The sequence below is a fragment of the Acinetobacter haemolyticus CIP 64.3 = MTCC 9819 genome, from assembly GCF_000369065.1.
Lineage (GTDB): Bacteria > Pseudomonadota > Gammaproteobacteria > Pseudomonadales > Moraxellaceae > Acinetobacter > Acinetobacter haemolyticus.
Genome location: NZ_KB849803.1, coordinates 285,533 through 308,905 on the forward strand (window position 1 = coordinate 285,533; position 23,373 = coordinate 308,905).

Below are 23,373 nucleotides of genomic sequence, written 5' to 3' on the forward strand. Positions count from 1 at the left end.
AATGATTATTCCATAGCAGGTGAACAGTCAGCTATGTTATAAAAATTAATAAATGTTTCAACCCAACACTATATTTAGTAAATAAATAAAAAATTAACACAAGATATAGATCTAATTTTAGTTTTAGTTATAGTTTTATAAAAAATTGACAGACCCCAATATTTCATCTATCTTACCCGCATGAATCGAAAGAAAATTTTGATTCAGGGAGGAGATATGCCTACATTTAATCCAGACATGTTAAGAATTGCTCGGGACCTGAGAGGGATGAGCCAAACTGAGCTTGTCCAAAAAATGGGAAATATTACTCAAGCTGCCTTATCCAAAATTGAGAAAGGCGACATTAAGCCTTCTGATGAAACAAAATTTAATATTGCAAAGACCCTTAATTTCCCAGAAAGGTTTTTTCACCAAAACGACCACTTTAAAGTGTCCCCAATTAGTTTACATGCTTACCGAAAAAAAGCTTCAACCACAGCTAAAATCCTAAGTCAAATCAATGCTGAAATGACAATTAAAGCTTCAAATCTAGATAAACTTGATTTGTTTTGTCAGTTAGAAACATCTTTACCATTACCAAGTTATCAAATACATATAAATGTTAGTTCAGCCGCTGAAGCTGCATTAAATCTTCGTAAAGAATGGGATTTGGGACTAAACCCTATTGAAGATTTGACTGGACTCATTGAAAAAGCTGGGGTCTTTATTTTCTATTGTAATTTTGAAGAAGATCACATTGATGGGGTATCTTTACAAACTCAAAATAGCCCTCCATGTATTTTCCTCAATGCAAACCAGCCTAATGATCGAATTCGCTTTACCTTAGCACATGAGTTAGGACATTTAATTCTTCATAAATATGCTCCATCAATAGACATGGAAGAAGAAGCGAATGAATTTGCTGCAGAGTTTTTAATTCCAACTGAGGCTGTGCAAGGCCAGTTACAAACAACTAATCTTAAGACTTACGCAACACATAAGTTGTTCTGGAAAGTCTCCATGGCGGCTCTAATTGTGAAATCAAAACACATTGGAGAAATCAGTGACAGGCAATCGGCAACATTATGGCGCCAAATGAGTATGTATGGTTACCGCAAAGCTGAGCCTTATTCCTTAGAAAGGGAGCACCCTCAACGTTTTGCTAAATTAATGATGGATTTTTGCCAAGGTGATAAGTCAAAAGTCATTCCAGATTTATCATCCTTCTTTAACTTATACCCAGAAGATTTCACTCAGCTTTATAAAGCGGATATCGAAGAGATGGAGAGATTTTCTATGGCTTCTTAATATTTTAGCCGACCCGAAGGTCGGCTAGTAAACGTGAGAAAGGCAGATTTGGGCATATGCCCCTGCGATTTCAGGACCAAAGACTTGGCTATCCATAATTACGGATAGATGTCTTTCACGTTAGTCCTCGTGATGTGGTGTCTCGATTCTAACGTAAAAGCTCTCTCCTCCGCAACGGACAATCCTGTCTACTCCTAAGTCGCACTCACATTACCATGCCCTATGTGAGGAGTACACTTATGTCTACAAACGACGATGGTATTGAATATGTGTACACACGATTCATTACCAGAAACGGCAAACGTATTTATCACCAAAAAGGTGGTTTATATAAGTTTCCGAAACGTTCAAAAAAGTCAAAGTCTTAGATTAAATTAACTGAGCTAATGGCTTTTAAAATTTTAAGTAATTGTTCTCTACCCAGTTTTTTTAGGGGGGCTGGGTACCAAATTAACTTATATTTTGAGAGAGCAACACATGAGTTTGCAAAATAAATTTAATACGTTTAATCAACGAATCTATTTAACCCGTCATGATTCCGAGTATTCAAATGCTCGTGAAAAAGACGATAGCATTACAGCTACAATCAAGGCTAAATTTAAAGAAAAAGGTTATCCAGTTATTGATAACTTTGTTCAAGGGTCACTTGCTACTTATACGACAATCAAAGAACCAGGCAAAGATTTTGATATTGACCGTGCCATAGTTATTGATTATGAAGAATCTCCATCAGATCCATTAGTTCCTAAAAAAGTCATTTTAGAAATTCTGGAAGATCGTGGATTTCAAAATGCTAAAATCAAAAAACCTTGTGTTACTGCTGATTATAAATTTAAGAATCTACATATTGATATCCCAGTGTATAGAAAGAATTCCTGGGGAGGATATGAATTAGCAGTGGGGAAAAAAGACTCAGCTGATGAACATAAAATTTGGTCAGAATCCTCGCCAAAAGAACTCATTGACTGGGTCAATGACTCATCTCAATATGGCGTATACGCCACAGAAAAACTACATCAATTTCGCAGATTGGTAAGGTACCTCAAACGTTGGAGAAACCTGAAGTTTAGTCCTGATGTGTGTAGAAAGATCTATTCAATAGGTCTAACTGTAATGATTAAACAGAACTTTAAACCAAGTATTGATGAAGACGGATTTCCAAATGATTTACTCGCACTAAAAGCTACAGTTGATTCAATTCTGGATTGGTCTTGTTATTTTCAATTGCACTCTGATGATCAATGGAAAGTAAAAGTAGAACTTCCTGTTTATCCATCTAGAGATATTTTTCATGGTAGTAGCCTAAATACGGGCACTAGATTTAGAAATCAATTCACTAATTTACGATCAACATTGCAGGATGTAATTGATACATCAGATGAAGCTGAACAATGCTCTTTACTGGTCAAAGTATTTGGTGATGACTTTCCAAATAATGTAAATACCAATAGTGCAAGCAATGCTCAAAAAGTGCAATTCGCTACCTCTGGAGCTGTAGGGACATCTCAAGGCGCATGAACTACTCTTCAATCATTAATCATCTGACAGACCGCGGATACCAAGTATCCGCAACAGAGTTCTGTTTGTTTCCGGCTCTGAGTGTCGAATGTTCCGTTGCGGGTTACGATATCACCTTAATTCATCTAAAAGATGAAGAACTTACTGCTCTACCTTCTTTTTTTCTAAAGTCTCCTGATAAGTATGGGCGAATCGCGCATACACTTGCGAATAAGAATTTAAATGTGGCTTCAATATGCGTAAATGTTCCGGATTCGGTGTCTATCAATTTTGAGGTACCCGAACGAGCCTTTGAAGAATCCTTAAAACGGCATATTTCTTTATTAGAAAGATGTTTATCTGATTCCAAATGGAATAAAGAAGAGTTATTACGAGAATTTTTGGCAGGCTGGAATCATATTCAAGACCAGAAGTATGAGGACTTTTTATGCTTGTCTGATAAAGGAGAATTTGAGCTTCTTAATATTCTTCCTCCCAAGAAAGGTGTTAAATACGGACTGAATGCTTGCCATTTTGGGATACCTCAGGAATTTAAACAAAAGCCTCAATTTTCAGTAATTAATGATCACATCAATAACCGTGGTAAACCTAAAGGAATTGGATGTATTGTTCCTTTAGAAAAGTTAGTCCCAGTGATGTGTGCTGAATTAGCAGGAGACTTTCACTTGGGAGATTCTAGGCAGCTAACCGATAAAAGTCTTCTGCCATTTGATTTGGTGTCTTAAAATCCAAGCCTTTTTGAATTCTTCGCTGATTATAAAATAACTCTATATATTTTGTAATATCCGCTTTGGCTTCTTCCCTTGTTTTGTAGTTGCGATGATGGACTAGTTCATTTTTGAGTATGCCCCAGAAACTCTCTATCGGTGCATTATCGAAGCAGTCGCCTTTTTTGCTCATTGAACCCTGAAAATCAAATTTCTCAAGTAAGTTTCGATATTCATTACTGCAATATTGGCTGCCTCTGTCTGAATGTACAATGAGATCTTTAGCAGGTTTCTGATTGCGAATAGCCATATTCAATGCATCACAAACAAGCTTGGCTGTCATGCGCTCATTTAAGCTATAGCCAACAACCTGTTTCGTGTAAAGATCTTTGACAGCTGCCAAGTACAACCAGCCCTCAGCCGTCCAAATGTAGGTAATGTCACTCGACCACGCAAGATTAGGCTTCGTCATTGAAAACTGTTGCTTGAGTAAATTGTCATAAATAGAACGGTTGTGATCACTGTCCGTGGTTCTTTTGAAACGCTTATGGCGCTTACAATACAACTGATTTGATTTTTTTATTTGGCGCACAGCATACATACTTATTTTGATACTTTGCGCTTGTAAATGCTTGGTTAATCGAACATAGCCATAGCTTTGTTTGGTTTCTTCATGGGCTATTTTGACCAAAATTGTCTGCTGATTTCGCTGAATTGATCTTTTACTCATGCCTCGCTTTAGCCAATCATAAAAGCGAGAAACGGATACACGAAGTAATCGAGCCATTAAAATAATCGGAAATAAGTGGCTTTGCGATTTCATATAGGCGTACCTCACTGACTTTCTTTGGCAAAGTACGCTGCTGCCTTTTTTAAAAATTCACGTTCCATTTCAGCTGTTTTGAGCTGTTGTTTAAGCTTCTTATTTTCTTCGAGTAAGGCGTTTAGATCGGGCGAATACTGTTTTGTGCCTGCTAAAGTTCCAGCCTTTGCTTTGTTATTCCAGTTCGAAAGGGTTTGCATTGAAATGCCAAGTTGTCTAGCGGATTCCGATACATTACCTTGGTTCTCTTCAATGGCTTTTATGGCTTCAGCTTTAAATTCTGCGGTGTAAGTCTTCTGTTTCTTGCTCATGGTAAACTCCTAATGAGTATGTATAGTTTACCAAGTTAAACCCTCCTGTTTTTTAAGCACACATCACAGCCCCATGGCAGAGTGCAGACTTAGAAGAATGGTATCTTGAAATACTCAAGTTTATTTCTCAGGATGTTTTTGAGTCTTTAACCCGTACCCTCGGACAAACTCGAGACCATGAACCGTACCGGGTTTGTCGGAGACCAAGCTTTCTGAGAGAATGTCCCGATGAAAAAAGTAAAATATACCCCTGAAATCAGAGAAAGAGCGGTTCAATTATTGATTGAATCCGAGAAAGATTATCCATCGAATTGGGCTGCGATCACCGCTATTGCTCCCAAGATAGGTTGTACTCCTGAAACTCTACGTGTTTGGTATCAAAAATATTTAGATAAACAAAACCCAATTAAAGTACAGCAACTTTCAGATCAAGAACGTATTAAACAACTCGAACGTGAAAATAAAGAACTGCAACGTGCTAACGAAATTCTACGTAAAGCAGCCGCTTTTTTCGCCCAGGCGGAGCTCGACCGCCCACACAAATAATGGTAGATTTCATCCATAACAATAAGGCGTTATATGGTGTTGAGGCGATTTGCAGGATTTTACCGATCGCGGCTTCTACCTATTATCGAACACTAGATTTCGTTGAAAACCCAGAACATCGAGCAAAGCGAGATCTACATGACTTGCATCATGCTGAACAAATTAAACGAATTTGGAAGGAAAGTTCAGGTCGATATGGTGTGCGTAAAGTTTGGCAAAAATTGAAACGTGAAGGCTATGTTATTGCTCGCTGTACAGTTGCTCGATTGATGCAAAAACTAGGTATACAAGGTGTTTGGCGTGGTAAGAATAAACAAACTACCCGTAGCCGAGAGGATCAAAAACGAGCAGATGACTTGGTGAAACGCAATTTTAGTGCTGATCATCCTGACCAGCTATGGGTCGCTGACTTCACGTATATTCAAACAAATTCAGGCTGGGTTTATACTGCATTTATTATTGATGTCTTCTCACGAGCAATTGTTGGATGGAAAGTATCGACACGGATGAATACAGATATGGTGCTCGATGCACTTGAGCAAGCGTTACATGCTCGAGACATGCCAAAGAATGTGATTCACCATAGTGACAGAGGGGTTCAATATCTTTCCATTCGCTATACCAATCGTTTAGAAGCAGCAAATTTACGAGCATCAGTCGGTACGACCGGTGATTCATACGATAATGCTTTGGCTGAAACAGTGAATGGCTTATACAAAACAGAGGTGATTGAATATTTAAAAGCAGATTGGCAAGGTTTAGCGGATGTACAACTTGCGACATTAAATTGGGTAGATTGGTTCAATAAAGAGCGTGTACATAGTGCACTAGGTTATGTGCCACCTTTTGATTTTGAAGCAATGTACTATGATAAAATTAATCCGTTAGGTCAGGTGGCCTAACTTAAATAAAAAGTCTCCGACAAACCCGGTACGGTTCACCATGCCTTTTGGCTTGTATTTAATGCGGATACACCTTCAGGTAAAACTTGGTTTGGTATCCATTTTCATTTAAAACATAATATTAAAAGCAAAAAAGGTCTGCCTCTTAATCGTGAGCATTTAGAGTTCTGGGAACTCAAGGCAATGAATGTACGTTTATTTAATAAAGAACGAGTAATGCCACGAAGTGGAGCTATTCAGGAACTCCAAAACAAAAAAGTTTTACTTGTAGGTTGCGGATCGGTTGGGAGCCAAATTGCTAATCAACTTGCGTCCACAGGTATCGGCCATATAACACTTTCAGATCCCGAGACATTTTCTTTAGATAATTTATACCGCCATACTCTTGCAGCTCACTATATTAGCTGGCCTAAGACTTGGGGCTTACAAACAGAATTGAGTAATAAATATCCTTGGCTAGAAGTCCAGGTTATGTTTTCAGAACTCCTAAGCCTAAGATATGAAAATATATTAAATACTTTCGATCTCATCATTATCGCAATCGGTTCACCTACACAAGAACGTATTTTTCATGATTACTGTATTAAGAATTCAGTTGAAACTGCTGTCATAAATACCTGGGTGGAAGGTTACGGAATTGGGGGACATGCTGTACTAGATATTCCTGATTCAAAAGGTTGTTTAAGATGTGCATATGTTGATCCAATTGATTTTTCACGAGGCCTAGGTTCCAACCTTAATTTTTTGAAACCTAATCAAAACCTTACAAAAAATCTTGCGGGTTGCGGAAATGCATTCTTACCTTATAGCAACTTAAGTGCATTACAAACCGCTCTTATTACTTCTAATTTAGCAATCAAGTTTTTAATGGGCCAATTACACAGCTCTTCAAAAGTGAGCTGGAAAGGTAGTGATTTTGATGTTATCCAAGCTGGTTTCCAGGTAACTGATCGATATACACAGTTTTCAAAATCATTGGAAATTCTCCCTCTTCTAAATAGTGGGTGTGATCTTTGCAATGATTGAAAATTATTACTTGCTCCCCTCTAAACAGTTTGAACTCTATATTTCCCATGAAGTTATTCAAACATGGACGAGATATAAGCAACTTGATAGAAAAGATCTAGAAGCATGTGGTGTTCTGATTGGCAATCAAAGCTCCTCTAACCCTAATCAGTACTGGATTGAAGACTTAACTGAGCCTATGCCAAAAGATTGCAGATCTACGCATAGGTTCACCTTAAAAGATCCGGGACATCAAAAGAAAGTAGATTCGGCATTTTCAAAATCAAACGGAACCTCGGTTTATTTAGGAACTTGGCATAGCCACCCACAAAACATCCCAACTCCGTCACATATTGATTATGCAGACTGGAAAAGTTGCATTTTGAGGAATCCTGACCGCCAGCTTTTTTTTGTCATAGTAGGCATTCAAGCAATACGAATTTTCTTTTACTCCTCCCTTCAAGGATGGAATCAAGCAGAGATCAATAATCATCAAGTACTATAAGGACTAAAAGAATGACTGAAGTTACTTTTACTGAAACACTTGTACAAACGGAAAATCCTCCATTTGATTCATTAAAGACTGCACAAGAGTTTACAACTACAATTCAAGATTTCATTACATGGGATACAGTCGGCCTACTTATTGATGAAAGTGGTCAAAATTTAGTTATTTTATTATTAGAAAATGATGCTGTAATCAGTTCCCTAAGGGCTAACCTGTATGAGACTGATCTACTTCAATTCATATTAGAACTATCTAATAAACAAACCAAAAAAATTATTCTGCATGCTTGGCAAGGTCATACAATAAATTGTTCTCATTTAAGCGATTTAAAAAAACTTGAGCATATTTGGCATAATAAAAGCGCTTATCAAGCTACAGAATTTATTAAAGTAAATGACATTAAAAAATTCATCAAAAGCTATTTTAAGCCAGTAAAAAAAATTGGACGAGGTAATCCGTTTACTGCCGAGACAAAGCGGCTGGTCATGCAAGATAGTCATGGACGCTGCATGTTCACTGGATGCGGTGATCGACTAGATATCGAACAACTTACAGGCATGAAGGGTAATATAGGATACCTGGCTCATAATGTAGCCTCTTCAGAAAGAGGTGAAAGAGGAATTCCGTACCTTTCCGACATGCTTTCCGATGACCCAGCAAATGTACTACTCTTGTGTGATAAACATCACCGGTTAATTGATAAAATTGCAGCAAGTGATTACTCAGCACAACAACTGAGCGAAATGAGAAAATCCTATTGTGATTTAGCTAATACTTTACTTGACGCCCTAGCATTCAGCCCAATTCCTGTATATTCAATTTTATGGTCTGTAAATAGTAATGTTGTTGGTCATCCAGAGCCTAAAGAGATTGCTTCATGTTTATCACCATTACAACATCGAATGGATGGTTACCTTCAAAGGTTATGTGATAGTAATACGTTATATATGAAAAATCCTGACCAGTTTTCACAACAACTCGTCATGATTATTCAGAATGAAGCCGACAAAATTATCCAGCAAACAAGTTTAAATGGACATCGTGCTGCAATCTTCGCATTCGGACCTATGCCGGCACTTATTGGCTTAGGTGCTTTATTAGGTAATAAAGGAAAGTTTCTCCCAATGTTAAGGGATAGAGAAGCGAATCGATGGGGATGGCCAAATACTTCAGCTGCTGATCAATCATATGAAACGATTGGAATTGGAACTCTTCGAAAGGCTGCCGATGTAGTTTTATGTATAAATTTCACAGCTCTTATTGATAAAATCAAAAATAAGGCTCTTGAGCTAAAAGCTGAATTGGATGCTGATATTATTGAAATTAATGCGCTTGAAGCATATTTAGGAAGTAAGGCTGTTCCTCATCCCCATAATATTTCAAAGTTCACCGCTGAGCTTCAGAAACTTTTTCATCTATTAAAAGATAAACATGGTGTAAAGAGAGTCCATCTTTTAATTGCCGCACCAAATGCAGCCTGTATCGCTTTAGGACAAGCTATTGATCTACATCATCCTGATATTATTATCTATGACTTTGCGCAAGATACTATGCTTCCTAAACTCATTATTAGAAATGATTCACGCGGAAATCACTTAGAACTTCCCTAAAAAAACCTATTTTACAAGCTTATTTTTAATATATTAAAAATGGGATAGACCTTATGACTAATACTTCTACTGATCAAAATAAAAACTCTTCTGATGGAAATAAAGTAAAACTATTATGGGAGATTCTTAAACCCTATAAAGATAAATATTTACAAGTTTGGTGGTATGGAGGGATGGAAAAAGGAAAAAGGCCTGGAGATCAGCCACAGGTCCATGTCTTATTCAGAGAAGTTTTAGAAGATTTCAGTCCCACTGATAATTTTATTCAGATTACAGCAAACATTACAGATCTTGTATCTTGGCGAGTTGATTCAATTTGGCATCAGCAACGAAAAATAGATTTTGCAAACCAGGATATCTATGAATTTGTTATTGATCATACTGATTTCGAATTTAAATTTTTAAAAATCTATGAGAATGTGGATGAGAAGAAGAAAATTAACTTTTTCAAAAATCGAGAAGAATGCGAAATAGTAGATACGAAAGAGAAAAAAAATTGTATTTCTTTCAAAGTGAACCACCCTGACTTTGATGAGCTTTTAATACCATGTCTAGAATTTCTCACTAGAGCATACGGTTTATCAACTGAGCTCATACGAATACTTACTACATATAATGAAAGTGAACGAGAATCTCGATTATATATTCCCCACGTAGGGGAAAAGGATCTTTGGAGTGTACTACTTGGCGATAGAATTACCCGGCAGGATGCCGACTTTGTCGCATATTATAAATATACTGAACTCGCTAAGAATGCTACACGTATTTTATATAGTAGTATCGTTAGAAATTCTGATTTAAAACAAGCCAATATCTATCCAAAAGTTGTCCCTTGGCATACGGAGACCTTACCTATCCGAGTGTCAGGGTTCCGCTTAGCGGGAACAAAAACATTTGTTGTGACAAGAATCAGAGGAATGAAGTCACCAAAAAATGATCATATTAGAATAATACCTAGAGCAACTGAACGTATTAATACCACTACAGACACTAACCAGCCTAATCCCCCCTTACCTCAATTAGGTAGCGGTGACATTAACGTTTCCACAAATCAGGGCGGTCGACGTCCGCCTTCTGATTATGAATTCTTAGAAGATGACTTTGAATGGATTGATGGCGGTCCAGCTAGTGAATTAAGTAAATACAAATATGTAAAACAGACTAAACATCCAAAAAGAAAGAAGAAATATATAGAAACACAGACTATAGGAACTGGAGCTCCTGACAATTCACCAGAAGTATTAAATGGCCAAATAGTTCCTTCAACAAATCAATCGACAGAGTTTCAGGCCTCCGAGGATGGCAGAATTATTGGATTATGGAAAGCTTGTGTAAAAGCCATGGATTTCAATCCAGATTTAATACAAAAAGTTCACTATTACACATTTGAAAAGGGATTTAACTATTCCGAACTCCCGATGCTGATCGGTTTTTTTACTGAATCTGAAGAGCAGATTCACAAGACTTGGTGCTACGCAAATTCATTAAAAACCCAAATAAGAGGAGCATTAATTATCAGATTAACTGTATCGCAATTAGAACCTGTTTATATTTTTGATATACAGCCCGCAACATATACGTCTACTGTAGAAGGTGAAACTCTGACAAAAGAAAGAGGACATGCCGGTTTAGTGTTTCAAATGAAATATGAAAAAGATCTCGAACAGTTCGTTTCAGATTTAATGTATCATCTTCCTCTACATGAGGGTTCATATCCCTCAAGAGTGTTTCAAAGCTTGTTAGTAACTCAAATATTTTTATTTCGACATTCAAATACAAAAGGGTTGACCGAAGGTGAATCAACTTTGTTGAATGCTTTAAGAAAGATAGAAATTGATAAAGTAACGTTCAAGAATTGAATTTTTAAATTTATATTATTTAGCTTACTATAAAAATGCCAATAGAATATAAGTACTATTGGCTTGTTAAACCAACATAATTATAAATATTTTCTTAAAAATTTAATTAGTTCTTTTAAGAATAGAGAATTAAATAATAATTAAAATCAAGCTAATTTTTTCAACACACCACACTTATCTACTGTACATAACCCATCACAAGTCTTTCTTATTTCTAATAGCTGCTGTATAAGTTTCTGCTGATTCCGAATATTTTCCTCTACATCGTTAATATGTGAATCGATAAGTTCATTAACATCAGAACAATTTAGATTAGGCAGATCCTTATAATTTAGTAATTTTTTAATTTCAGTTAAGTTCATATTCAAAGAACGACAATTCACAATGAATTTCAACCGATCAATGTAATCTTCAGTATATAGTCTATAGTTACCTTGAGTTCGATCAGGTTGCGGGATTAAACCTTCTTTTTCATAAAACCGTATTGTCAGTACTGAGCACGACGTTTTTTCAGAGAGCTCTCCTATCTTCATAAACATTAGAAATACTCAAAATCCACCTTGACTCTATAGTAGCTATAGAGATTTTAATATGCAATAAGTAAAGATATGACTATGGGCACATCAATGAGTGGTTGCGGTTGTAATAAAGAAAGTTCTTGTGAAGACACTAAGCAAAATCAAAATGAATCAGAAGCAAATTCTGGTAACAGTAAAGATTTAACTACTGAAGAAAGTAAAAGTTCTTGTTGTGGTAATGAAGAAAGTAAAAGTTCTTGTTGTGGTAATGAAGAAGTACCACAACAATCTAAGCCTGATGAAAAAGATTCTTGTGCTAGTACTCAGCTATGTTCTACGCAGTCAAACTCATGTTGCGGCCCAAATTCGATAAGTTCACCTGAGACAGTTAATGATAATGAGGGTGTAGCGACTTTCATCAGTGACTATAACATCCCTAAAATGGATTGTTCCGCAGAGGAACAAATGGTTCGGATGACTTTATCTTCTTTGTTAAACGTTAAAAGGCTAGTTTTTGATTTGCCGAATCGAAACCTAAAAGTTATGCATAATGGTGAAAGTAATGAAATCACTGCAAAACTTGAAGCTCTTGGGTTTGGAGCAAAATTAAATAAAACTGAAGCCTATGTAAATAAAGAGCATGCAAAAGAAATCAGTACGTTTCTAATTCCGAAAATGGATTGCTCTGCTGAGGAGCAAATGGTTCGTATGGCATTGTCTCCAGTGAATGAGGTCAAAGGACTAACATTTGATTTACCTAATCGGAAATTGAAAGTTTTTCATAATGATGGTCTTAATGAAATTACTAGCAAACTTGAAGCTCTTGGGTTTGGAGCCAAACTTGAAAGTACCGCTGCCTCTGTGGGTGAAATGCCTGAAAAAGCAGATACGTCTGAACAAGCAAAAGTTTTAAAAATTCTTTTAGCGATTAATGCTGCACTTTTCGTTATTGAATTTATTAGTGGCCTAATTGCTGCATCTACAGGGTTAATCGCAGACTCTCTTGATATGTTTGCAGATGCTGCTGTTTATGGGATTGCACTTTATGCTGTAGGTAAAACTGCAAAGTATCAAGTTAAAGCCGCGCATTTTGCGGGTTGGATTCAATTATTTCTCGCAATAACTGTAATTGTCGATGTAATTAGACGTTTTATATTAGGTAGTGAGCCTGAATCTTTATTAATGATTGTAATCGGCTTTTTTGCACTAATTGCGAATGTTGCCTGTCTTTATCTAATTTCTGGACATAAAGATGGTGGAGCACATATGAAAGCAAGCTGGATTTTCTCCGCTAATGATGTGATTGTGAATCTAGGTGTAATTATTGCTGGCTTCCTTGTGGCTTTGACAGGTTCCGCATATCCAGATCTTATTATAGGAATAATTGTTTCACTTTTCGTACTTAACGGTGCTCGAAAAATTTTGGCATTGAAATAAGAGTATTAAAAATGAATTTATTCCAAGTTAAACCAAACGAATTTGTCAAAATTGTTGACCTAAAAAAAGGTAACCAATATTTAGATAAAAATGATCCAGTTCTCGAACGACTTGAATTGTTAGGTTTCAGAATTGGTGAAACTTTACAAGTTCTAGCTAAGGGACTTTTCGGTGGTGATCCAGTATTGGTTCAAATTGAAACTTCTCGATTTGCGTTAAGAAAGAATGAAGCTGAACGAATTTTTGTAGAGATTGTTTCAAATGAACAGTAAAAATATTGCACTTATTGGTAACCCAAATTGTGGGAAAACATCTCTCTTTAATACTTTAACAGGTACTCGTCAAAAAGTAGCTAATTATGCTGGTGTTACTGTTGAGCGGAAAGAAGGTTTCTTTAAACTACCTTCTGGTGAATCAGTTCGAGTTTTAGATTTGCCCGGCACATACAGCTTAAAGCCTACGAGTCTAGATGAAGAGGTAACAAGGGCTGTATGCTTAGGTGAGCTTGAGGGTGAGGTTCTACCTGATATATATGTATGTGTGGTTGATGCCACTAATTTACATTTAAGTCTCGTGCTTGAAATAAGGGCATTGAATCGACCAATGCTTCTTGTTTTAAATATGATGGATGAGGTCAAAAAGCGTGGTATTTCGATAGATATTAATAAGCTATCAGAATTGTTGGGTATCCCTGTTATTGAGGCTATTGCCGTTAAAACTAAAGGCGTGCAAGAACTACTAAATCAATTAGATCAAAAAAATCTATTTGTCACTACTTATCATTCTGATCTGAATCATTTTGATCAGATTAAAAATATTACTAAACAGGTAATTTTAAAAAATGATAACGGTGATGCAAGAACAGCTTTCTTGGATAAAATTTTCTTACATCCTGTACTTGGTTTAGTCATCCTAACGCTTACCATGTTTGTCATGTTCCAAGCCGTTTTTATCTGGGCACAACCTTTTATCTCATTAATTGAAAATGCAATTGCTTGGTTAGGTAATACAATTGGCCCGCTTATTACTCATCCATTACTTAGAAGTCTTATTGTTGATGGGGTAATCGCTGGATCGGGTAGTGTTTTGGCTTATATGCCGCAGATCCTTATCTTATTCTTCTTTATTTTAATTTTAGAAGAATCAGGTTATTTGCCACGAGCAGCATTCCTTTTGGATAAATTAATGTCCAAAGCTGGTTTAAGTGGACGTTGAACCGTACCGGGTTTGTCGGAGACCAAGCTTTCTGAGAGAATGTCCCGATGAAAAAAGTAAAATATACCCCTGAAATCAGAGAAAGAGCGGTTCAATTATTGATTGAATCCGAGAAAGATTATCCATCGAATTGGGCTGCGATCACCGCTATTGCTCCCAAGATAGGTTGTACTCCTGAAACTCTACGTGTTTGGTATCAAAAATATTTAGATAAACAAAACCCAATTAAAGTACAGCAACTTTCAGATCAAGAACGTATTAAACAACTCGAACGTGAAAATAAAGAACTGCAACGTGCTAACGAAATTCTACGTAAAGCAGCCGCTTTTTTCGCCCAGGCGGAGCTCGACCGCCCACACAAATAATGGTAGATTTCATCCATAACAATAAGGCGTTATATGGTGTTGAGGCGATTTGCAGGATTTTACCGATCGCGGCTTCTACCTATTATCGAACACTAGATTTCGTTGAAAACCCAGAACATCGAGCAAAGCGAGATCTACATGACTTGCATCATGCTGAACAAATTAAACGAATTTGGAAGGAAAGTTCAGGTCGATATGGTGTGCGTAAAGTTTGGCAAAAATTGAAACGTGAAGGCTATGTTATTGCTCGCTGTACAGTTGCTCGATTGATGCAAAAACTAGGTATACAAGGTGTTTGGCGTGGTAAGAATAAACAAACTACCCGTAGCCGAGAGGATCAAAAACGAGCAGATGACTTGGTGAAACGCAATTTTAGTGCTGATCATCCTGACCAGCTATGGGTCGCTGACTTCACGTATATTCAAACAAATTCAGGCTGGGTTTATACTGCATTTATTATTGATGTCTTCTCACGAGCAATTGTTGGATGGAAAGTATCGACACGGATGAATACAGATATGGTGCTCGATGCACTTGAGCAAGCGTTACATGCTCGAGACATGCCAAAGAATGTGATTCACCATAGTGACAGAGGGGTTCAATATCTTTCCATTCGCTATACCAATCGTTTAGAAGCAGCAAATTTACGAGCATCAGTCGGTACGACCGGTGATTCATACGATAATGCTTTGGCTGAAACAGTGAATGGCTTATACAAAACAGAGGTGATTGAATATTTAAAAGCAGATTGGCAAGGTTTAGCGGATGTACAACTTGCGACATTAAATTGGGTAGATTGGTTCAATAAAGAGCGTGTACATAGTGCACTAGGTTATGTGCCACCTTTTGATTTTGAAGCAATGTACTATGATAAAATTAATCCGTTAGGTCAGGTGGCCTAACTTAAATAAAAAGTCTCCGACAAACCCGGTACGGTTCACGTTCCTTTATTCCACTATTGTCTAGTTTTGCCTGTGCTATTCCTGGTGTCATGGCAACACGAAGTATTAGTTCGGAAAGAGATCGTCTAGCAACCATTATGATTGCGCCATTAATGACTTGTTCTGCAAGATTACCTGTTTATGCTTTGCTGATTGCGGCATTCATTCCAAACAAATTAGTTTATGGTTGGTTGAGCCTACAAGGTTTAGTTCTTTTTGGACTATATATGGCTGGAATTGTTTCAGCATTATGTGTTTCTTTATTTTTGAAACTAGTTAGAAAAGATAAAACAGAAAGTATTTTTATCTTTGAGTTGCCTACTTATCGATTACCAGATATTCGAAACGTTGCTTTAGGACTTTATGACCGAGCTACGATCTTCCTAAAAAGAGTTGGCGGTATTATCGTAGCATTATCTATATTGCTTTGGGTATTGGTGACGTTCCCTCAACCTCCTGAGCATGCCACAATGCCTGCTATCAACTATAGTTTAGCTGGGCAACTTGGACATATTATTCAGCCTATATTTGCACCTATTGGCTTTACTTGGGAAATCTGTATCGCATTAATTCCTGCTATGGCTGCAAGGGAAGTTGTCATTGCTGCTTTAGGTGTAATTTATGCTATGTCTGGAGATGAAGATACTGTAACTCAAACATTGTTGAGTCAAATCTCTGGTCCTGATGGTTGGGGATTAGCTACAGGGATGTCATTATTAGTTTGGTACATTTTCGCACCACATTGTCTTGCAACATTAGCGACCATTCGTCGTGAAACTGGTAGCTGGAAACAGCCTGTTATTATGGCGACTTACTTATTTGGGCTTGCGTATTTCTTTGCCTTCATTACATATCAGCTTATTAGTAGACTTTAATCAAAATAAGAATATTTCATAAAGAAAAATGGATGCGAAGGCATCCATTTTTCTTTTAAGTATCAAACTGATTATGAGCTTTTTTTCACAGCAACAATAATCTGACTCTCACCCTCTATTTTTAATTCGAAGTCAACCTTTTCCCCTACAGTTAAACCATTCAATAATGCTGGATCTGCAACTTTAAAGCCCATGGTCATTGCAGGCCATTTAATTGCAGGAATTGCTTCATGGTCGAGTGTTAGAATATTTTCTTTCGTATCAATAGCAGTAATCACACCAACAGCTTGAGCTGTTGCAACTGTAGATGACTCTTTACTCATCTGCTCCATCGGTGCTTCCGCTTTCTTTTGCTCTGATGCCTCATTTTTGCTACATGCACTTAACGCAGCAACGGTTGCAACAAGAGCCACAGTTTTCATAAATTTCAACATAATAAAACCTCTTTTGACGAAATAATAAAACTATCAATTCTTTGATAGTTTTCTTTTGATTAAAAGCTGATATGCCGCAGGGATAACAAACATAGATAAGAGAGGGGCTGAAATCATGCCCCCAACCATAGGTAAAGCAATACGACTCATTAATTCAGAACCTGTTCCAGTCCCCAACAGAATAGGGATTAACCCCGCCAAAATGACAGCGACTGTCATTGCTTTAGGGCGAACACGTAGCACGGCCCCTGTATGAATTGCCTCATTGAGTTGTTGCTCTGTTAAGGATGCCGTTGAAGAAGATAGGCTTTGCTGTGCATGCTCAATTGCTTGCTTTAAATAGAACAACATGACTACACCAAACTCTGCGGCAACACCAGCAAGTGCAATAAAACCAACAGCAATCGCAACCGAAAAGTGATAATCACTCAAGTACATAGCCCAAATACCACCAATCAACGCAAAAGGTAGTGTTGCCATAATCAGAACAGCATCTTGTACTTGCCTAAAAATCAAATAGAGCAATAGAAAAATGATCATCAAAGTAATTGGAATAACAACTTTTAAGCGAGCATTCGCACGCTCCATGAACTCAAACTGTCCTGAATAGCTAATGCTCATGGCAGAAGAACGTTTTACTTTTTGGTCTATGGCCTGCTTCAAATCATGTACAACCGAAGCTAAGTCACGTCCTTGTACATCGACATAGACCCAACCACTTGGACGGGCATTCTCACTTTTAAGCATTGGCGGCCCATCTGTAATTTGAATATTAGCAACACTACTCAAGACTATTTGTTGACCAGATTCTGTTAGAATCGGTAAATTTCTTAAGGCTTCCAGTGAATCTCGAATCTCTCGTGGGTAACGTACATTAATGGGATACCGTGCCAAGCCTTCAACAGTTTCACCAATATTTTCCCCGCCAATCGCTGATGAGACGATTTGCTGTACATCTTTAATATTGAGACCATATCGCGCAGCCTGCATACGGTTAATATCGACATCAACATATCGACCACCTGTGAGCCGTTCAGCTAAAGCTGAACTAACACCGGGCACCTGTTTAGCCACTTGTTCAATTTGCTGTGCTACCCGATCAATATCTTGCAGATCATTTGCTGAAATCTTAATCCCGATTGGACTTTTCACCCCAGTTGCCAACATATCAATCCGGTTACGGATAGGTGGCACCCAAATGTTTGTTAAACCCGGTACTTGGACTGCCTTATCTAGTTCTTTTATCAATTTGTCAGGTGTCATACCTGAACGCCATTCAGACCGTGGTTTGAACTGAATCGTGGTTTCAAACATTTCTAAAGGCGCAGGGTCTGTTGCTGACTCAGCTCTCCCTGCTTTACCAAATACTGTCGCAACTTCTGGAACCGTTTTAATCATTCGATCTGTTTGCTGTAACAGTTCTGAGGCCTTAGCTGCGGACAATCCTGGTAAAGCTGAAGGCATATAAAGTAAATCACCTTCATCCATATTCGGTAGAAATTCTCCACCTAATCGAGTTAAAGGTAAAAGACTAATAAGGAAAATTAGCAACGCACCAAATAAAGTGGTCTTTGGATGAGCTAAAACCTGATCCAACATAGGTCGGTATATTTTGATGAGGAAACGGTTCAATGGATTACGTTGTTCTGAGGGTAATTTCCCGCGGATCCAATAACCCATCAAAACAGGAATCAGGGTAATGGATAAACCAGCTGCCGCTGCCATGGCATAGGTTTTGGTAAACGCCAGAGGCGAGAACAAGCGACCTTCTTGTGCCTGTAAAGTAAAAATAGGAATGAAGGATAAGGTAATGATGAGTAGACAGAAAAATAAAGTTGGCCCGACCTCACTGGCAGAACGTGTAATGATGTTCCAACGGACTTGTGCTTCCAAGACTTGCTCAGGATGTTCGTGTTGCCAAGTTTCGATATGCTTATGTGCATTTTCAACCATTACAATTGCAGCATCAACCATAGCGCCAATCGCGATAGCAATACCACCCAACGACATGATATTGGCATTTAGCCCTTGATAATGCATCACCAAGAAAGCAGATAAAATCCCAAGCGGCAAAGAAACAATAGCCACCATTGCTGAACGTAAATGCCAGAGGAATAGTCCACAGACTAAAGCCACCACAATGAACTCTTCAATTAATTTATGGCTGAGATTTTCTACTGCTCTATCAATCAATTGACTGCGATCATATACAGGAACAACTTGTACACCTTTCGGTAGACTTTGTTGTAATTCAGCTAGCTTCGCTTTCACAGCAGTAATCGTTTCACGTGCATTTTTACCTGCTCGTAAAATCACGACACCCCCAACCGTTTCACCTTGCCCATTCAATTCACTGATGCCACGACGCATTTCTGGACCAAGTTGAATAGTTGCAACATCACCTAAAGAAACAGGAACACCGAAACTATTTGTTCGTAGTGGAATCTGGCGAAAATCATCTAAAGTTTTTAAATAACCAGAAGCTCGCACCATATATTCCGTTTCAGCCATTTCTAGAACTGAACCACCAGTTTCCTGATTAGCCTTTTGAATCGCCTCAATGACATTTTTTTGTGTGACACCTAAAGCAGCCATCTTGCTTGGGTCTAAGATGACCTGATATTGCTTAACCATTCCCCCAATTGTGGCAACTTCAGCCACATTAGGTAATGTCTTCAGTTCATATTTTAAAAACCAGTCTTGTATGCTTCTCAGCTCCGAAAGATCATGCTGTCCTGTTGGGTCTACCAATGCATATTCATAAACCCAACCAACGCCAGTGGCATCTGGTCCCAATGAAGATTTCGCATTTGCAGGCATTTTCCCTTGAATTTGATTTAGATACTCCAATACACGAGAACGGGCCCAGTAAAGGTCCGTATGCTCATCAAAGATGACATAAACAAATGAGTCACCAAAAAAAGAATAACCGCGAACAGTTTTAACACCAGGTACCGATAACATGGTTGTTGTTAAAGGGTAGGTCACCTGATTTTCAACAATTTGTGGCGCCTGACCAGAAAAATTAGTTCGAATAATTACTTGTACATCAGACAAATCTGGTAATGCATCGACCGGAGTATTCTTTACGGCCCAAGTTCCCCAAGCAGCCAGAATTAAAGCGGCTAACAGGACAAATACACGATTCGCAATTGAAAAACGAATAATACGGGCAATCATAATCGTCCTCCCGTTTAGTTCTTCATAGATGTCATAGACATCTTGGAAATGTCAGAAATAACGTAAGTATCTCTAGCATGTGTAAAACTAAAACGGACCTGATCGCCTTGCTGAATTTGGGTAAATGGTTGCACTGGTTGTTTAAAGCTCATAGTCATAGCCCCCCAACCCAACTCAGGAATCGCCTGATGTGAAATGGTAATGTCTTGAGCTGTGACTTTTTCAACTTTACCAATGCCTTGATATATTGATGTCTTAACCACTTGGGATGAAGTCATCGATTGTCCAGTGTTCAGCTTATCCAATACACCTTGTAAATTTGCTTCAGAATCAATCAGGAATTGCCCTGAAATTACTACCTTCTGACCAGCTTTCAACCCTTGTAGAATTGCAATTTTATTGCCATCACTTTGACCTAACTGTACTACAACAGGTTCAAAACGCCCTTGCTCATGTCCCACAATGACAACGTTCCGAGTACCTGTACGTATAACAGCTTGCTCTGGTACAACCAAACTGCTTTGGGGATTATTTATTATATTGACAGAAGCAAACATCCCTGGCTTAAGTTGACCACTAGGATTTGATAATTCAATCCGAACTTTAATAGTTCTTGATGTTGTATCTAAGGTAGGCAAAATGTCGATAACTTTGCCAGTTACTTTTTGAGAAAAAGCAGCAAAATTGGCTTCTACACTCATACCTCGTTTGATTCCAGCAATTTGTTTTTCAGGAACGGCTGCCTCTAGCCAAATCGGGTTGATACCTTTAATTGTGGCCAAGGTTTGTCCCATAGCCAAAGCCATACCATTGCGGACTTCTAGTGAATCAATAAATCCACTAATGGGAGCTTGCAAAGTTATATTAGATTGCACTCGACGAGTTCGCTCAACTTGATGAATCACATTTTGTGGTATTCCTAAAAGCTGCAAACGTTGACGGCTTGCTTGAATAAGGGAACGATCTCCAGTACGGAGCACAGCTAAAAATTCAGTTTGCTCTCCAGTCCATTCCGGTATTGAAATATCAGCTATAGGGCTTCCTTGCGTCACCATATCTCCAACAGCATGCCCGTACACTCGCTGGACAAAGCCACTTGCTCTAGTTTGTAAAATAGCTGTTTGCCGTTCATTTGCTTGTAATATGCCATTAGTAAATATGGCATTTCCAATTACAGCCTGTTCAACTGTGCCGTAACGGATGGCTAAATTTTGTTGAAGAGTTGGATCTATTTTGACTGTAGGACGACTTTCATCCGTCATCGTAGTATTTTCGTCTGCATATTTAGGTACCAGTTGCATGTCCATAAATGGAGACTTGCCTGGCTTATCAAAATGCTGTCCTGGTTTCATTGGATCGTACCAATAAAGCACTTTAGCATCCTGCTTCTGGCTTACCGATGCCGATTGAGAACCCTCTTCCTGATGAGCAAACCAATATCCGGCACCGCCACCTACGACAAGACTAATTGTGGCAACTCCCATGACAGTCATTGCCAATTTATTTCTTAACATTATGGCTGCTCCTCAGCATGGTTTAAGGTCGGCTCTTCAAAGGCAAAATAAAGTTGTGCTGTTGTAATTGCTTGTTGTTGTTGAAGATCAATAAGTCGCAGCTGTTGTTCTAAAAGAGCTTGCCGGGCGGTAATGACATTGGACAAATTGCTTTTGCCTGCTTGGTAACTTGCTAACTGTAAACCCACTTTTTGTTTGGCGAGTGGAATACTTGTCTGTATCGTACGCTTAATTTGTTTACCAAGCGCATCGAGATCGGATAGCCCGTCATCTAACTTCGTGAGATGTTCACGGTATTGGGCTTCTTGATCCGCAGTAATCCTGTTTTGCTCGTCTAGGGCTGCCTGAATGAGGGGACCACTACGTTTTTTTGAAAATACAGGAAGCTCAGTTGTCAGTTGTACACCGATCATATCGCCAAACTCTGGGGCACGATGCAGGTATGCAAGCTCAATACCCCAATCAGGTTTTTGTAAAGCCTGAGCTTGTTTCAATTTTGCTTCAGCAGTTAGCTTTTCAGCCTGAAAAGCTTTTAATTCAGGATGCTGATGCAAGTTATGATACAGCTTTGATGTATCAAGATGGATGGATGGAGCTTGGTCAGGTAAGGTTTCAATTTGAGAGGGATTTCCAGTTTGCTCTACACTGACCAACCGATGTAATTCTAGTTTGGCTTTATTTAAATCACGAAGTAAATCATCCTTCCGGTCAAGTAATACAGTGGCTTCTTGTTTTGGATCAAGTGCATCAGCAACAATTGTCCGACCGGATGTGACCTGTGTCTGTGTGATTTGAGAAAGTAATCGATTTTCTGAAAACAGTTCATCATATAGCGCCAATTTACGCTCAAGATAAAAGCGTTTAAGCCAAGCAGATGCGACTTTCTGACGTAACTCAATACGTAGAATCTCAGTTTGAGCAGTAGCTGAACCCAATTCAGCTTTTGCTAACTCGACCTCGGCTTGTCTTTTGGCGCGGTTTGGAAAATCTTGCATAACACCAATTTTCTGCATGGTCATGCCATCTTGTGTGACTGACCATGACGCATCACCAGATATAGGATAATTCTCCAAACCGAAAAATAATTTAGGGTTGGGTAAAATGCCAGAAGCTGAAACTACATTCTCAGCCCCTTCAATTCGAGCACTATTTGCTCTAAGGGTAGGTGCATATTGCTCCGCAAGTTTTAAGGCTGTATCCAAAGTTAGTGGTTCGGCATAAGCATGACCATAACTCAAGAGAAAGCAAACTGCGGTTATTGACCATCCACCCCATTTTAGGGACAGCTTTTCTTTATTAAAGTTCATATTTTTAGCTCTAAAATGATGTACACGCGCACGTGCAGAACATCCATAGAAAACTCTATGAATGATGATTAGTCATCAAATTAATTAGAGCGTGGGGGTTTCCATAAATTGGAAGGATCAGATGAGGTGAAATTTTGATTTAATCGAGAAAAAGCAGACTGTTCCACAGGGGAAGAAACCATAGATTGCAAAACACCTAGTGCTGTAGATGTATATGCAATTTTAGAAAATGACATAATACAATCTTGCTTAGACATACATGATGGATCATGTAATTGCTTCTTAATCTGTACTTCAGCTTTCATACAATCCATGTGCATAGCACTTGCTTTTTCATGATCTTCAGAATTCATCATTTGCATGGATTGCATATCTTGAGATGACATTAAACATGGACTATGTACAGATGAAGCTACTGCTGCCGATCCTACGATGAGGATAGCAAATGATAAAAACAGCGAAAGGCATGTTTTTAACCAGTGCATAATGTCATGACCAAAATTTAAGCTTT

General features: G+C 38.2%; 17 protein-coding genes, 4 pseudogenes and 2 other annotated features. Of the genes and pseudogenes, 14 read left to right on the forward strand and 7 right to left on the reverse strand.

Annotation, left to right across the window (positions count from 1 at the left end):
* Nucleotides 1-216 precede the first annotated feature (216 nt).
* The 4 genes and pseudogenes from F927_RS09650 to F927_RS09660 all read left to right on the forward strand — a co-directional run.
* A complete protein-coding gene (locus F927_RS09650) occupies nucleotides 217-1,287 on the forward strand; it encodes an ImmA/IrrE family metallo-endopeptidase (RefSeq protein WP_001141934.1) in 1,071 nt (356 codons plus the stop codon).
* Nucleotides 1,288-1,526: 239 nt separating this feature from the next.
* Nucleotides 1,527-1,655 carry a hypothetical protein gene (locus F927_RS17405; RefSeq protein ID WP_000106065.1) on the forward strand — a complete coding sequence of 43 codons (129 nt, stop codon included), beginning with the start codon at nucleotides 1,527-1,529 and terminating at the stop codon, nucleotides 1,653-1,655.
* Between the two features lie 109 nt (nucleotides 1,656-1,764).
* Complete coding sequence (locus F927_RS09655; RefSeq protein WP_000058226.1) at nucleotides 1,765-2,805, forward strand: nucleotidyltransferase domain-containing protein; 1,041 nt, start codon at nucleotides 1,765-1,767, stop codon at nucleotides 2,803-2,805.
* Nucleotides 2,802-3,437 (forward strand): annotated as a pseudogene (locus tag F927_RS09660) (ThiF family adenylyltransferase); the annotation flags it as partial. The gene F927_RS09655 and the pseudogene F927_RS09660, both read left to right, overlap by 4 nt.
* A gap of 43 nt (nucleotides 3,438-3,480) precedes the next feature.
* Here F927_RS09660 and F927_RS09665 read toward each other — a convergent pair.
* A protein-coding gene (locus F927_RS09665) for an IS3 family transposase (protein WP_100223926.1) occupies nucleotides 3,481-4,646 on the reverse strand; the annotation gives its coding sequence in 2 pieces (ribosomal slippage) (nucleotides 3,481-4,388 and nucleotides 4,388-4,646; 1,167 coding nt in all).
* Nucleotides 4,647-4,874: 228 nt separating this feature from the next.
* Between F927_RS09665 and F927_RS09680 the strand changes: the two genes are divergently transcribed.
* From F927_RS09680 to F927_RS09700, 5 genes and pseudogenes are all read left to right on the forward strand, one after another.
* Nucleotides 4,875-6,094 (forward strand): IS3 family transposase gene (locus F927_RS09680; protein WP_111841931.1). Its coding sequence is split into 2 segments (ribosomal slippage): nucleotides 4,875-5,151 and nucleotides 5,151-6,094, totalling 1,221 coding nucleotides; the frame shifts between segments, so codons are not numbered across the junction.
* Nucleotides 5,150-5,266: a sequence feature (AL1L pseudoknot), on the forward strand. It overlaps the preceding gene by 117 nt.
* 30 nt (nucleotides 6,095-6,124) lie before the next feature.
* A pseudogene (locus F927_RS09685) lies at nucleotides 6,125-7,120 on the forward strand (ThiF family adenylyltransferase); the annotation flags it as partial.
* On the forward strand, nucleotides 7,113-7,604 hold the full coding sequence (locus F927_RS09690) for a Mov34/MPN/PAD-1 family protein (RefSeq protein WP_000572368.1): 492 nt from the start codon (nucleotides 7,113-7,115) through the stop codon (nucleotides 7,602-7,604). The pseudogene F927_RS09685 and the gene F927_RS09690, both read left to right, overlap by 8 nt.
* 11 nt (nucleotides 7,605-7,615) lie before the next feature.
* A complete protein-coding gene (locus F927_RS09695) occupies nucleotides 7,616-9,217 on the forward strand; it encodes an SAVED domain-containing protein (RefSeq protein ID WP_005083997.1) in 1,602 nt (533 codons plus the stop codon).
* Between the two features lie 53 nt (nucleotides 9,218-9,270).
* Nucleotides 9,271-11,076, forward strand: a complete 1,806-nt coding sequence (locus F927_RS09700) for a hypothetical protein (RefSeq protein ID WP_005084000.1) — start codon at nucleotides 9,271-9,273, stop codon at nucleotides 11,074-11,076.
* Nucleotides 11,077-11,222: 146 nt separating this feature from the next.
* Here the strand turns inward: F927_RS09700 and cadR are convergent, their stop codons facing one another.
* Nucleotides 11,223-11,615 carry a Cd(II)/Pb(II)-responsive transcriptional regulator gene (gene cadR / locus F927_RS09705; RefSeq protein WP_000480876.1) on the reverse strand — a complete coding sequence of 131 codons (393 nt, stop codon included), beginning with the start codon at nucleotides 11,613-11,615 and terminating at the stop codon, nucleotides 11,223-11,225.
* 75 nt (nucleotides 11,616-11,690) lie between these two features.
* Between cadR and F927_RS09710 the strand changes: the two genes are divergently transcribed.
* From F927_RS09710 to F927_RS09735, 5 genes and pseudogenes are all read left to right on the forward strand, one after another.
* Entirely contained in the window at nucleotides 11,691-13,031 is a 1,341-nt protein-coding gene (locus F927_RS09710; RefSeq protein WP_005084002.1) for a cation efflux transmembrane domain-containing protein, read from the forward strand.
* A gap of 11 nt (nucleotides 13,032-13,042) precedes the next feature.
* On the forward strand, nucleotides 13,043-13,303 hold the full coding sequence (locus tag F927_RS09715; protein WP_001048218.1) for a FeoA family protein: 261 nt from the start codon (nucleotides 13,043-13,045) through the stop codon (nucleotides 13,301-13,303).
* Nucleotides 13,293-14,243, forward strand: a pseudogene (locus tag F927_RS09720) (FeoB small GTPase domain-containing protein); the annotation flags it as partial. The gene F927_RS09715 and the pseudogene F927_RS09720, both read left to right, overlap by 11 nt.
* Nucleotides 14,244-14,293: 50 nt before the next feature.
* Nucleotides 14,294-15,513, forward strand: a protein-coding gene (locus tag F927_RS09730) for an IS3 family transposase (RefSeq protein ID WP_111841931.1) whose coding sequence is annotated in 2 segments (ribosomal slippage) — nucleotides 14,294-14,570 and nucleotides 14,570-15,513 — 1,221 coding nt in all. Because the reading frame shifts where the segments join, the coding sequence is not laid out codon by codon here.
* Nucleotides 14,569-14,685: a sequence feature (AL1L pseudoknot), on the forward strand. Its footprint overlaps the gene before it by 117 nt.
* Nucleotides 15,514-15,548: 35 nt before the next feature.
* Nucleotides 15,549-16,427 (forward strand): annotated as a pseudogene (locus tag F927_RS09735) (nucleoside recognition domain-containing protein); the annotation flags it as partial.
* Nucleotides 16,428-16,498: 71 nt separating this feature from the next.
* Here F927_RS09735 and F927_RS09740 read toward each other — a convergent pair.
* From F927_RS09740 to F927_RS09760, 5 genes are all read right to left on the reverse strand, one after another.
* Nucleotides 16,499-16,861: a copper-binding protein gene (locus F927_RS09740; protein ID WP_000911305.1), complete on the reverse strand. Its 363-nt coding sequence runs from the start codon at nucleotides 16,859-16,861 to the stop codon at nucleotides 16,499-16,501.
* Between the two features lie 33 nt (nucleotides 16,862-16,894).
* The gene (locus tag F927_RS09745; protein ID WP_005084008.1) at nucleotides 16,895-20,041 is read right to left on the reverse strand and encodes an efflux RND transporter permease subunit; all 3,147 of its coding nucleotides are present in this window, start codon (nucleotides 20,039-20,041) and stop codon (nucleotides 16,895-16,897) included.
* 14 nt (nucleotides 20,042-20,055) lie between these two features.
* The gene (locus tag F927_RS09750; RefSeq protein WP_004637561.1) at nucleotides 20,056-21,555 is read right to left on the reverse strand and encodes an efflux RND transporter periplasmic adaptor subunit; all 1,500 of its coding nucleotides are present in this window, start codon (nucleotides 21,553-21,555) and stop codon (nucleotides 20,056-20,058) included.
* Nucleotides 21,555-22,862, reverse strand: a complete 1,308-nt coding sequence (locus F927_RS09755; RefSeq protein WP_005084012.1) for a TolC family protein — start codon at nucleotides 22,860-22,862, stop codon at nucleotides 21,555-21,557. The genes F927_RS09750 and F927_RS09755 overlap by 1 nt, the downstream gene beginning before the upstream one ends.
* Nucleotides 22,863-22,942: 80 nt before the next feature.
* Entirely contained in the window at nucleotides 22,943-23,347 is a 405-nt protein-coding gene (locus F927_RS09760; RefSeq protein ID WP_005084015.1) for a hypothetical protein, read from the reverse strand.
* Nucleotides 23,348-23,373 lie beyond the last annotated feature (26 nt).

Excerpts from the sequence above, each read along its gene's own strand:
- F927_RS09650 (WP_001141934.1), top strand. The coding sequence starts at position 217 with ATGCCTACATTTAATCCAGACATGTTAAGAATTGCTCGGGACCTGAGA.
- F927_RS17405 (WP_000106065.1), top strand. The coding sequence starts at position 1,527 with ATGTCTACAAACGACGATGGTATTGAATATGTGTACACACGATTCATT.
- F927_RS09655 (WP_000058226.1), top strand. The coding sequence starts at position 1,765 with ATGAGTTTGCAAAATAAATTTAATACGTTTAATCAACGAATCTATTTA.
- F927_RS09690 (WP_000572368.1), top strand. The coding sequence starts at position 7,113 with ATGATTGAAAATTATTACTTGCTCCCCTCTAAACAGTTTGAACTCTAT.
- F927_RS09695 (WP_005083997.1), top strand. The coding sequence starts at position 7,616 with ATGACTGAAGTTACTTTTACTGAAACACTTGTACAAACGGAAAATCCT.
- F927_RS09700 (WP_005084000.1), top strand. The coding sequence starts at position 9,271 with ATGACTAATACTTCTACTGATCAAAATAAAAACTCTTCTGATGGAAAT.
- cadR (WP_000480876.1), bottom strand. The coding sequence starts at position 11,615 with ATGTTTATGAAGATAGGAGAGCTCTCTGAAAAAACGTCGTGCTCAGTA.
- F927_RS09710 (WP_005084002.1), top strand. The coding sequence starts at position 11,691 with ATGGGCACATCAATGAGTGGTTGCGGTTGTAATAAAGAAAGTTCTTGT.
- F927_RS09715 (WP_001048218.1), top strand. The coding sequence starts at position 13,043 with ATGAATTTATTCCAAGTTAAACCAAACGAATTTGTCAAAATTGTTGAC.
- F927_RS09740 (WP_000911305.1), bottom strand. The coding sequence starts at position 16,861 with ATGTTGAAATTTATGAAAACTGTGGCTCTTGTTGCAACCGTTGCTGCG.
- F927_RS09745 (WP_005084008.1), bottom strand. The coding sequence starts at position 20,041 with ATGATTGCCCGTATTATTCGTTTTTCAATTGCGAATCGTGTATTTGTC.
- F927_RS09750 (WP_004637561.1), bottom strand. The coding sequence starts at position 21,555 with ATGTTAAGAAATAAATTGGCAATGACTGTCATGGGAGTTGCCACAATT.
- F927_RS09755 (WP_005084012.1), bottom strand. The coding sequence starts at position 22,862 with ATGAACTTTAATAAAGAAAAGCTGTCCCTAAAATGGGGTGGATGGTCA.
- F927_RS09760 (WP_005084015.1), bottom strand. The coding sequence starts at position 23,347 with ATGCACTGGTTAAAAACATGCCTTTCGCTGTTTTTATCATTTGCTATC.